Here is a 12,452-nt window from a genome sequence, read left to right on the forward strand (position 1 = left end):
GCAAAAAAGAGCAGACCGCAGGATGTGTTGTCGTTATGTCGATTCAGAAAATTGCCAAACTGGCCGGTGTCTCGGTGGCAACGGTATCGCGTGTACTCAATAACAGCGATTCCGTCAAAAGCAAAAACCGCGAACGTGTACTGGAAGCGATCAGGGAAAGTAACTACCAGCCCAATTTATTGGCCCGCCAGTTGAGAACGTCCAGAAGCTCAATGATCCTGGTGATGGTCTCGAATATCGCCAATCCGTTTTGTGCTGATGTTGTGAAAGGCATTGAAGAAGAAGCCGAAAAGAACGGCTACCGTATTCTTTTGTGCAATTCCGGCTCCGACATCGAACGCTCTAAGTCCAGCCTCGGTCTGCTTTCCGGCAAAATGGTCGACGGCATTATCACCATGGATGCCTTTTCCAAACTCCCCGAACTGACGAGTATGATCGGTCAGATGCCGTGGGTGCAGTGCGCCGAATACGCGGATACGGGGGACGTTTCCTGCGTCGGGATCAGTGACACCGACGCCTCCGAGTTTGCCATCCGGCATCTGCTTGCCCGCGGTTGTCGTCGTATTGCACTTATCAACCACGACCTGAGCTACAAATATGCCCGGCTGCGAGAACAGGGGTACAAAACGGTGATGCAGGAACAAGAGCACGGTTATGAAGCCATTGAATATGCCAGCGAGTTGAGTTTTAGCGCGGGAAAAGCGGCGATGGAAAAATTGCTGCAAGCCGCAGAACAACCTGATGGTGTGTTTGCCGTCTCCGACACGCTTGCCGCAGGCGCGATGCGTGCTATCGGGGAGACCGGGCTGAAGGTTCCGCAGGATATTGCGGTCATTGGCTTTGATGGCACCGAACTGGCCGAAATGGTTTCTCCGCAGCTCACGACCATCCAACAACCCTCGCGCGATATTGGCCGGCAGGCGGTTTCCTTACTGATTAAAAAAATCGATAACCCCGAATATCCGGCAGAACGCCTGATGATGGACTGGCATTTTATTGTACGCGCGAGTGCCTGAGTTAAATTGCCCGCAGCGAGGCGGGCATTTCCATTATTTCTCTGTTGCTGACAGCGCTTTGCTCAGGTTTTTGTAGGAAGTTGTTTATCGCAGGCCGGTTTCGCAGCATGTACAGGCAAAGCGGCCAGAGAACACAACACTAACAATCCGCCTGAGAGGTGAGATTTTAAAAGCATACTTACTTCCTTCATTTTGTAATCGATTACAAAATTTACACTTAAAAAGTAATCGATTACAAAACGTAGGTGGGATGATGATCAGGAGTGTGAGGGCGCTCACAAATCAGGTTTCCCAAAGGGCCAGACTTTCACGTTGCCAGCCTTGTAATGAATGCGTACTGTTGTTCTTTCGAAATGGCTGACAAGAGTGAGTGAAAAAATGGCCGTTAAATGGATAATTCTATGTTTTGTAGGAATTTTGTTGCTGTCCTTTGGTTACAGTTATGCCAGGGCGTCGCACACTAAAACAGAGCCTGCCAGTCAGAACTGGGCGACGGCGCGTCGTGACTCTGCGGGTATTGCGCCGGATCCGGTCAGACTACGCAGTACTGCAATTATCCAGATATATGCCGCGCCGACCTATGGCTGGCGCGGGCTGGTGGCGGTACATCCGTGGATTATTTTTAAACGTGAAGGCGAAACGGCGTATACACGTTATGACGTCATTAGCTGGGGCAGCACGGACGTTGTTCGCCGCAATTATGCCCTCCCTGACGGTTACTGGTTTGGGTCAAAGCCCAAATTACTGGTCGATCATCGCGGGGCTCAGGCAGAAGCGATGATCCCCAATATTGTCGCGGCGATTAAACGTTATCCGTATCCGCATACCTATCACGCGTGGCCGGGGCCCAACAGCAACACATTTATGGCGCACATTGGCCGCGAAGTGCCGGATCTCCAACTTGATATGCCGTCTAACGCCATTGGCAAAGATTATCGCGGCATCACAAACCCGATCGGTTTGCCACCTTCAGGGCGTGGTGTGCAGGTTTCAGTGCTGGGGCTTTTGGGCGTCACGCTTGGCGTTGAAGAAGGTGTTGAAGTGAATGTGTTAGGGCTGAATCTGGGAATTGATTTCAAAAATCCGGCGCTGCGTTTGCCGTTTGTAGGGCGCGTTGGTTTTGATAATCCGCAAAATGCCGGGCTTTAGCGTTTATTGCCCGGATCTACTTCAGAATTAAAAAATGGCCGGTATCTCTCCGGCCAGACAAAATGATCAGAACGATGAATGCTTGTAAGAACGGTATTCTGGCTTCCAAAATTCAGTATCAAGACGATTTTGCAGTGTCTCTTGCGATATTTCCGGCGCCACACCTTCCTGCTGCGCCACACGGGCGACTTCGGCGGCAATCACTTTCGACACGTGCTGAATATCGGCAATAGCCGGTAACAGCGAACCTTTACCGGTGGTTGCCAGCGGAGATAAGCTCGCCAGCGCCTGACTGGCGGCCAGCAACATTCCATCAGTAACGCGACGCGCTTTGGCGGCCAGGATCCCTAAACCTAAACCGGGAAAGATATACGCATTGTTACATTGCGGGATCGGGTAGGTGCGGTCCTGATAATGCACAGGGGCAAACGGGCTGCCGGTGGCCATCAGCGCGGCGCCTTCTGTCCACGCAATCACATCCTGCGGGCGGGCTTCAGCGCGCGATGTCGGATTCGACAGCGGCATGATGATCGGATGGTGACAATTGTGGTGCATTTCACGGATGATTTCTTCTGTGAATAGCCCCGGTTGCCCGGAAACGCCAATCAGTATTGTCGGTTTGGAGTTGTGCACAACATCCTGTAAAGAGATATTTTGTGCATCGACTTTCCAGTGGGCAATGTTGGCTTTGCGCGTGACCAGCTTGCGCTGGAAACCGAGCACGTTCGGCATGTCATCCGTCAGCAGGCCAAAGCGATCCACCATAAAGACCTGGCTGCGCGCTTCATCTTCCGTAGCGCCTTCGGCAATCATCTGCGCAACAATTTTTTCTGCGATACCGCAGCCGGCAGAACCCGCGCCAAGGAAAGTGACGCGCTGGTCGCGCAGTTGCGTTCCGGCGGCATGGCTGGCGGCAATCAGGCAGCCCAGCGTGACAGCGGCGGTGCCCTGAATATCATCATTGAAGCAGCAAAGCTCTTCGCGATAACGCTCCAGCAAGGGCATCGCGTTGGTTTGCGCGAAATCCTCGAACTGAAGTAATACGTCCGGCCAGCGTGTTTTTACCGCCTGAATGAACATATCCATGAATTCATTGTATTCACCGTCAGTAATGCGCGGGTGGCGCCAGCCCATATACAGCGGATCATCGAGGCGCTGCGCATTATTGGTGCCGACGTCGAGCATGATCGGCAACGTATTGGCCGGGTTGATCCCGCCGCAGGAGGTATATAACGACAGTTTACCGATAGGAATACCCATCCCGCCGATGCCCTGATCGCCCAGCCCCAGAATGCGTTCGCCGTCGGTGACGACGATCACCCGGATGTCATTCTTGGAGAAGTTTTGCAGCATTTCATCAATGTGGTCGCGGTCTGGGTAGGAGATAAACAACCCTCTCGCCCGGCGGTAGATATCAGAGAAATGCTCGCAGGCTTCGCCAACGGTCGGGGTGTAAATGATCGGTAGCATTTCTTCCAGATGAGAATTCACCAGGTTATAGAAGAGTGTTTCGTTGGTGTCCTGGATATTGCGCAGATAGACGTGTTTGGAGATATCACGTTTGAATTCAGAGAATTGAGTGTATGCACGGTCGGTCTGTTCGCTGATGGTTTCAACCTGATTTGGCAGCAATCCATTCAGATTAAGCGCGAGACGTTCTTCGCGGCTGAAGGCCGACCCTTTGTTCAGCAGCGGATTTTCGAGTAACAGCGAACCGGTGTAATGCGTGTAGAGTGGGCGTTTTTTTAACATCATTAAGCCTTAGAGTTTGTACTCAGTGATTTCCCCGGGCGTTATTTCTTCGCCTCAGGATCCCTCGCAGTAAAATCCTATAAACAATCGAATTGGAGTGAATGGGAAATAAAGACAATGGCGCACAGCAGCCGGAAATAGTATTTATTATTGTCTTGTTTTTATATCACGCGAGTGAGGAGGGTTCTGGTTACACAAATTACAAAAGCATTTAAATACTTACTTAGTGATGAAAGACTTCAGTGTGTTGTTGGATATTTCAGAATAATTCAACGTAAGTAATAAAATGACTCTGAACTTAAGTTAAATAATTGATATTAGTGTAACGCATTGAATTTTATGTAATTTATAATTAAGTAATTATTGTTATTCTTATCCAATAAACAGATGTGAGCACTATCACAATTACCTCTAAGTGAAAATAATATAAAGGCTCGCGGTTTTATTTTTCTTTCTTCAATTAACAATAAAAAAGATAAAGGTCTGATTATGCCAACTTTACTCTTATCCTCTTTATTTCCTTTAGTTTTTGTTATGGTTTTAGGCTGGCTGAGCGGGAAGCTCGGTTATATGAAACGGGACGATGCAACGGTATTAGCCACCGTGGTGATTCGTTTTGCTTTGCCATTACATCTTTTTATCGGCGCATTACACACCGATCCTTCCAAAATACAGAATTTATCCTTTATGGCTGTGCTGGTGATTGGCCTGATGGGATCTTATCTTCTGACATTGTGCATCTCGCGGTTTCTGTTCCGGCACGACATAAAAACCAGCGCCATTCAGTCGCTGGTTTGTGCGTTTCCGGATATGGCGTATTTCGGCGCGCCGGTTCTGGCCGTGCTTATCGGGCCGGAAGGTTTTCTCGGCGTGCTGGTCGGCAACCTGATCACCAGCGTACTGATGATCCCGCTGACGATCGTTCTGATCCGCATGGGGGATAAAGACAGTGAACTGACCGGGCAGGGTAGTTTGGGCAAAATGATTCTGACCAATCTATTTAAAGCGGTGCGAAACCCGATTGTGTGGATCCCGGTTCTCGGGGTCATCATGAGTCTGGCGGGGATCAAAATCCCGGAACTGCTGTCATCTTCGGTTGAAATGATGGGGAAAACGGCAGGGGGGATTTCATTATTCGCGCTGGGGCTGTTGTTCTTCGGCGAACGTCCGACGCTAAATATCCATACGTTTACCAACATCGGGATGAAGAACCTCATTCAGCCCGCCATCATGGCCGCCGCCGGGATAGCATTTGGGCTGAGCCATACGCTGATGCAGCAGGTGGTGATTATCGGTGCCACGCCGTCGGCGATTGCCGCCGGAATGTTTGCGGTGCGCAGCGATACCTACGTGGAATCCGCGTCGTCTTCCATTCTCATCGGCACTGCACTCGGAATTGTGACGGAAGGGATCGTGATTTTTATGATGTCTTAGCGCGGGAAATGCAGTGACCTGAGCTGATAAAAAAGGCCCGCCATTTAAGGCGAGCCTTTTATTTTACTGCAATGCGATTACTTCACGCATTTAGCACATTGGTTTTGCTGAATCTGCTGGAAGAAGTCGTTGCCTTTGTCATCCACCAGGATGAACGCCGGGAAGTTTTCTACTTCAATTTTCCAGATGGCTTCCATCCCTAATTCAGGATATTCAACGCATTCCAGGCTCTTGATGCTTTGCTGAGCCAGAACCGCTGCCGGGCCGCCGATGCTGCCCAGATAGAAGCCGCCATGTTTGTGACACGCATCCGTAACTTGCTGGCTGCGGTTGCCTTTTGCCAGCATGATCATGCTGCCGCCGTTTGATTGCAGAAGATCTACGTAGGAATCCATACGGCCTGCGGTGGTCGGGCCGAGGGAACCGGACGCATAACCTTCTGGCGTTTTCGCCGGGCCTGCATAGTAAATCGGGTGATCTTTAACGTACTGTGGCAAACCTTCTCCGTTATCCAGACGCTCTTTCAGTTTGGCGTGCGCAATGTCACGGCCCACGATAATCGTACCGCTCAGGGAAAGGCGGGTTGATACCGGATATTCAGATAGCTGCGCGAGGATTTCTTTCATCGGACGGTTCAGGTCAACTTTAACGGCTTCGCCTTCGCCTGCATGACGCAATGATTCAGGGATATATTTGCCCGGATTGCTTTCCAGTTTCTCAATCCAGATACCGTCTTTGTTGATTTTCGCGCGGATGTTACGGTCAGCGGAGCAGGAAACGCCCATGCCTACCGGGCAGGAAGCGCCGTGGCGTGGCAGACGGACGACGCGGATGTCGTGAGCAAAGTATTTGCCACCGAACTGTGCGCCGAGGCCCAGATTGTTCGCTTCAACCAGCAATTCCTGTTCGAGCTGTACGTCGCGGAACGCCTGACCGTGTTCGTTGCCTTCAGTTGGCAGGCCATCGTAGTAATGTGTTGACGCCAGTTTCACTGTTTTCAGCGTGGCTTCGGCAGAAGTACCGCCGATAACAAACGCGATATGGTACGGAGGGCAGGCCGCTGTACCCAGCGTGCGCATTTTCTCAACCAGATAACCTTTCAGTTTCGCCGGGGTGATCAGCGCTTTGGTTTCCTGATAAAGATAGGTTTTGTTCGCTGAACCACCGCCCTTGGCGATGCACAGGAATTTGTACTCGTCGCCATCGACGCTGTAGAGATCGATTTGCGCTGGCAGGTTGGTGCCGGTGTTCACTTCTTTGTACATATCCAGCGCAGCATTCTGGGAATAGCGCAGGTTATCTTCAATGAACGTGTTGTACACGCCCTGGGAAAGGCTGGCTTCGTCGTTGCCACCAGTCCAGACGCGCTGGCCTTTTTTGCCCATGATGATCGCGGTGCCGGTGTCCTGGCAGGTTGGCAGAATGCCTTTAGCGGCGATCTCTGAGTTTCTCAGGAACTGCAATGCCACGTATTTGTCGTTTTCGCTGGCTTCCGGATCATCCAGGATGGCGGCAACTTGTTGCTGATGTGCAGGACGCAGCATGAAAGAAGCATCGTGAAATGCGTGCTGAGCCAGCAGGGTAAGCGCTTCGGGCGCGACTTTTAAAACATCTTCACCGTCAAACTGGCTGACAGAAACGTGCTCTTTGGTCAGCAGATAGTATTCGGTTTCGTCTTTGGAAACGGGGAAGGGATTCTGATAGTAGAAAGGTTTATTCGACATTGTTTTCTCACTTAATCCGTTATGGCCGCCACGGGTACAACGATTTTCAGGAAGAGTACGGGAAAATCACGGCGACGTTTCTATTCGTTCCGTATGTTGCCAGCCAAATACACAGGCTGGCAACGTGGTTTAACTGTTTTATTTCAGTAAATGCTCTGTTAATGCTTTGTGGGTGATTTTATGCGCACCCTCAGAACATCATCACCATCCACGGGTAGCCGATAACCAGTAATGCGACCAGGAAGATTGCACCGAAAATGGTGCCCAGACGCCAGTAGTCTTTGGTTGGCAGATAACCACTCCCGTAGTAAATCGGACTCGGGCCAGTGCCGTACGGTGTGATGATCCCCATAACACCCAGAGACGTCACCATCAGCAGACAGAACACCTGCATATTGATGCCCGGAATGGCAGCACCAATAGTCAGCATAGCCGGTAAAAGTGCGGTGGTGTGTGCGGTGGTGCTGGCAAAAAGATAGTGCAAGAGGTAGAACGCCAGCAGCAGGGCGATAGTCGCCGCGCCCGGAGAAATGCCGCCCATCAACGCTGCGCCCTCTTTACCCAGCCAGGTAATGAAACCAGTACGGGACAGGCCGTCGGCCAGTGCAACCAGCGTGGCGAACCAGGCAAAGGTGTTCCAGGCCGGTTTGTTGCTGGTGATATCGTTCCAGTTCAGCACGCCGGTCCACAACATCAGAACCACGACCAGCAGGGCAGCCATTGCTGGCTCAATGAAGCTGGCGGCAAAAATCCACATCGCCAGCGCACAGCATACGAAGACCAGCAGCAGAATTTCGTGACGGGACATTCTGCCCAGTTTAGCCAGTTCAGAAGTCGCCCATTTCGGCACTTCGTCATTCACTTTGACTTCCGGCGGGTAGAACCAGTAGGCCAGCAGCGGCATAGTCAGCAGCAACAGCAAGCCGACTGGCAGGAACGCCATGAACCAGGTGCCCCAGGAAATGTTGATCCCGGTGACGCTGTTCACGATGCCCAGCGCCAGCAGGTTAGGTGCCAGTGCAGACAGGAACATCGAACTGGTGATACATGCCGCAGTGATCGCAACCCACATCAGATAAGAACCGATTTTACGCGCACTCGGGTCGTTAGGTTTTGAGCCGTACAGCGGGGGCAGGTTGGCAATGATCGGGTAGATCGTGCCGCCGCTGCGTGCGGTATTGGACGGTGTGAACGGCGCCAGCAGCAGGTCTGCGAAAGTGATGGCATAACCGAGCGTCAGGCTGCGGCGACCGAGATATTTCACCAGGATCAGCGCCAGACGGCGGCCAAACTGGGTCTTATCGTAGCCCGCGGCAAACATGAATGCCCCGAAGATTAACCAGACCGTGGAGTTACCAAAACCGCTGACTGCCCATTTAAAGGACTGTGCAGCCATTTTAAATTTCGGATCCGCCAGCTCTGCCGGGCTGAACAACAACCACTGGCTGAAGAGGGCGATAACCACGACGCCGGTCAGGCCGATAACGGCACCTGGCAATGGCTCGAAGATCAGGCCTACGATGACACCGACAAAAATGGCGAAGAAGTGCCATGCGTAGGGTTCAAGGCCATCAGGAGTCGGAACCAGCAGCAACAGAACCGCCACCAGCACGGGAAGTAACATAAAGATCCAGCGATTTTTTTTGCCGGATTCGGCTTTTTTCGCTGGCTCTTTCACCGCAGTTTTTGTTATTTCGCTCATAATATTTATCTTAGGTAGTTAGGAATATTGTGATGATGCTTAGGTAAAATGTCTTATGTGTTTTTTTAGTTATTTTGCTTTTTTTAGTTATTTAACGTTGCCCGTTTCTTATTGAAAATCTGCCCCGTTATTATTATTTGTGTTTGGTAGATGTCATTCCCCTTAAGAGGGAGGAATTGTTTATATAATGCGTTTTCCCTATTTATTACTGTTGATCTTGATCAACAAAATACGGTGGCAGTTTAATTTTTAGAATGAATAAATGCCCTGAAGAGACGCTATTAAATCAAACTGCCGGGAAGGGGTGATGGGAGTATCTTTGCGGATGTAACCCTTGCATAAACAGAGGTATTCATAAATGAGAGTCATTCACATCTGTGAGCCTGACTGTAGGGATGCCTCTGGCCTTGCGGGCAGGCGAAATCTCTGATTTTTTGCGGGAAAGCCGGCCCCGGATGTAATAGTTATCTGATCATATAAATACAAATAAGATCGTAGTTTACACGAATGTGATTATTTATTTTTAGCGTTAACATATTTTTAATATAACAGGCATTAGGTTAATAGATAAATAGTTAATAAACTAATGTAAGAGGTTTTGAAGCTAAAAATAAAACTATATTAAAAGCATCAGACCGGCATCGAAAAAAAACACAAATAATAATCACATATTTCGTCAAATAGCGGCCGGTAAAGAATTCAGAAAATTAATACTTAAAATTTGGAGTTATCATTATGAGCACCAACCAACCGCTATTGAGTCCGTTCACTCTGCCAAATGGTACCGTACTGAAAAACCGTTTCCTAATGGCACCCATGACCACCTGCACCGGTTTTTATGATGGTACCGTCACCAGCGAACTGGTGGAGTATTACCGTGCCCGCGCTGGCAGTATCGGCACCGTTATCGTGGAATGTTGTTTTGTTGATGATAAAGGCCTCGCATTCCCGGGCGCTATTGGTATCGACAATGACAGCAAAATTGCCGGTCTGGCGAAAATTGCCGAAGCAGTGAAATCTCAGGGTTCCAAAGCGCTGTTGCAGATTTATCACGGCGGCCGCATGAGCGAACCCAAACTGATTGGCGGACAGCAGCCGGTTGCGCCAAGTGCGCTGGCCGCTCCGCGTGACGGTGCAGCAACCCCGGCCGCGTTAACCGCCGAAGAAGTCGATGGCATGATCGCCAAATTTGGTGAAGCGACCCGCCGCGCGATTGAGGCCGGTTTCGACGGCGTGGAAATTCACGGCGCGAATACTTACCTTATCCAGCAGTTTTTCTCCCCGAACTCCAATCAGCGTAATGACAAATGGGGCGGCAGCCGCGAAAACCGCGCGCGCTTCCCGCTGGCGGTGCTGGATATCACCCATGAAATGGCGCAGAAATACGCCGATTCCTCTTTCATTATTGGCTACCGTTTCTCGCCGGAAGAACTCGAAGAACCGGGCATTCGCTTCACTGATACGATGTACCTGCTCGAACAGCTGGCGGCGCGTGGCCTGGATTATCTTCATTTCTCCCTCGGTTATTCGCTGCGTCCTTCCATCGTCGATACCACAGACCCGACGCCTCTTATCGACAAATATGTCGCGATGCGTTCTGAGGTGCTGGCGGCCATCCCGGTGATGGGCGTGGGCGGTATTGTGAATAAAGCCGACGCGGAGCTGGCGCTGGAACATGGCTACGACATGATTGCCATCGGTAAAGCCTGCATTGCTTATCCGGACTGGACCGACCGTATTGCGAATGACCAGAAACTCGAGCTGTTTATCGATAGCACACAGCGCGAAGCCCTGACCATTCCTGAACCGCTGTGGCGCTTCTCGCTGGTTGACGCGATGATCCGCGACATGAGCATGACGTCGAAAAAATTCAAAGCCGGTATCTTCCAGGAAAAAGTGCAAGACAATGCGCGTGAACTGGCGATTAACGTCAGTCTTGAAACCGACCGCATCTCTGACATCGTGCTGGAGGCCGGTGCGGATCTGGATGTGGAATTCACCACCAGTTTCGACATCATCCGTACACGTATTCTGGATGCAAACAGCCCGCATGTTGACGCCGTTACGGGGGCAACAGAACAGAGTGAGGCAGTGAAGAAAGCGGTATCCAAAGCCATAGCGAAATCCTGCAAAGCGCAATTGCTGGAAGAGGGCGGCAACCTCTCCGAACCGCAAAACTACGACGTGGTGGTGGTTGGCAGCGGCGGTGCCGGTCTGGCGGCAGCGATTCAGGCCTGTGATGAAGGCGCAAAAGTGCTGATCGTTGAGAAAATGTCTACCATCGGCGGCAACACCATCAAAGCCTCCGTGGGTATGAACGCCGCGGAAACCCGTTTCCAAAAACTTAAAGGCATTGAAGACAGCAAAGAGCTGTTCTATCAGGAAACCCTGAAAGGCGGCCAGTTTAAAAACAACACCGTACTGCTGAAAGAATTCATCGAGCGCGCCCCGCAGGCCGTCGAATGGCTGGCTGCACACAACATTGAACTAAGCGATATCACCATTACCGGCGGGATGAGCATCGACCGTACACACCGTCCGGCAGACCGAAGTGCAGTCGGCGGCTTCCTGATAAGCGGCCTGGTGAAAAACCTCAACAAACGCAATATCGACGTGATGCTGGATACGTCCGTGACCGAAATCCGTTACACCAACGGCGCGGTGCAGGGCGTAGAACTGCTCAACGATGAAAACGAAGTGCTGACGGTAAACGCCAGAAGCGTGATTGTTGCGACAGGTGGTTTCAGCGCCAACCGCGATATGGTCGTGAAATATCGTCCCGAGTTGGACGGTTTCGTGACCACTAACCACAAAGGCGCGACCGGTGGCGGTATCGCCATTCTGGAAAAAATCGGTGCAGGTACCGTTGATATGGGTGAAATTCAAATTCACCCCACCGTGGAACAGACAACGTCTTATCTGATTTCCGAAGCCATCCGTGGCGGCGGCGCGATTCTGGTCAGTCAGGCGGGACATCGCTTCTTCAATGAGATGGAAACACGCGACAAAGTTTCTGCAAAAATCATCGGTCTGCCAGAGAAATTTGCCTACGTGGTCTTCGACGAGCAGGTGCGTTTAAACAACAAAGCCGCGGATGAGTATATTGCGCGCGGTTTCGTTATCAGCGGAGCAACGCCACGTGAACTGGCCGCTAAGCTGGAAATGGGGTCAGACGCGTTCCTCGCTACGCTGGAAACTTACAACGTTGCGGTGGATAAACAAGACGATGCTGAATTTGGTCGTAAAACGGCGATGCGTCATCCGATCAATCAGGGGCCGTTTTACGCAATCCGTATCGCGCCGGGGGTTCACCACACCATGGGCGGCGTAACCATTAATACCGATACCTGCGTGCTGGATGCTCAGAAACAGGTGCTCAGCGGTGCATTTGCAGCCGGTGAAGTGGTCGGCGGGATCCACGGGGGCAACCGTATCGGCGGGAATGCCGTTGCAGATATCATTATCTTCGGTATTCTTGCTGGACAGAACGCAGCGAAATACGCGATGCAATAAAAAACCGTTTTCCTTCCGGTTGTACGGAGTCTGGCAACGCTAAGCCAGCGCCTGTAACCCGTAAGATTATGGTTTCAGTTCAACGTAAAGCCTGTCCCGCATCGCTGTGGGGCGGGCTTTTCACATTTCTTCTTTAAGGTCTTAAGGCCTGCTTTTGGGTAA

General features: G+C 51.1%; 7 protein-coding genes. 4 read left to right on the forward strand and 3 right to left on the reverse strand.

All coding sequences use genetic code 11. The annotated features are described in order from the left end of the window. The first annotated feature begins 35 nt into the window (after positions 1–35). Together M2403_RS15075 and M2403_RS15080 are read left to right on the forward strand one after the other, a co-directional pair. Complete coding sequence (locus M2403_RS15075; RefSeq protein WP_259229833.1) at positions 36–1,016, forward strand: LacI family DNA-binding transcriptional regulator; 981 nt, start codon at positions 36–38, stop codon at positions 1,014–1,016. Between the two features lie 378 nt (positions 1,017–1,394). Next, positions 1,395–2,165 carry a DUF3750 domain-containing protein gene (locus tag M2403_RS15080; protein WP_259229834.1) on the forward strand — a complete coding sequence of 257 codons (771 nt, stop codon included), beginning with the start codon at positions 1,395–1,397 and terminating at the stop codon, positions 2,163–2,165. Between the two features lie 66 nt (positions 2,166–2,231). On the opposite strand, the gene M2403_RS15085 is transcribed toward M2403_RS15080, so the two are convergent. Beyond that, on the reverse strand, positions 2,232–3,917 hold the full coding sequence (locus tag M2403_RS15085) for an NAD-dependent malic enzyme (RefSeq protein WP_371819785.1): 1,686 nt from the start codon (positions 3,915–3,917) through the stop codon (positions 2,232–2,234). A gap of 489 nt (positions 3,918–4,406) precedes the next feature. Between M2403_RS15085 and M2403_RS15090 the strand changes: the two genes are divergently transcribed. Continuing rightward, entirely contained in the window at positions 4,407–5,351 is a 945-nt protein-coding gene (locus M2403_RS15090; RefSeq protein ID WP_152323874.1) for an AEC family transporter, read from the forward strand. A 77-nt stretch (positions 5,352–5,428) separates the two neighbouring features. Here M2403_RS15090 and fumA read toward each other — a convergent pair whose 3' ends face one another. Both fumA and M2403_RS15100 read right to left on the reverse strand, forming a co-directional pair. After that, positions 5,429–7,075, reverse strand: coding sequence for a class I fumarate hydratase FumA (gene fumA / locus M2403_RS15095; protein ID WP_152323875.1), 1,647 nt, complete (start codon positions 7,073–7,075; stop codon positions 5,429–5,431). A 190-nt stretch (positions 7,076–7,265) separates the two neighbouring features. Beyond that, positions 7,266–8,777 carry an anion permease gene (locus tag M2403_RS15100; RefSeq protein ID WP_259229835.1) on the reverse strand — a complete coding sequence of 504 codons (1,512 nt, stop codon included), beginning with the start codon at positions 8,775–8,777 and terminating at the stop codon, positions 7,266–7,268. 735 nt (positions 8,778–9,512) lie between these two features. Here M2403_RS15100 and M2403_RS15105 point away from each other — a divergent pair. Next, positions 9,513–12,290: a flavocytochrome c gene (locus M2403_RS15105; protein WP_259229836.1), complete on the forward strand. Its 2,778-nt coding sequence runs from the start codon at positions 9,513–9,515 to the stop codon at positions 12,288–12,290. The last annotated feature ends 162 nt before the right edge of the window (positions 12,291–12,452 follow it).

The organism is Rahnella sp. BIGb0603 (assembly GCF_024808755.1).
GTDB lineage: Bacteria > Pseudomonadota > Gammaproteobacteria > Enterobacterales > Enterobacteriaceae > Rahnella > Rahnella contaminans.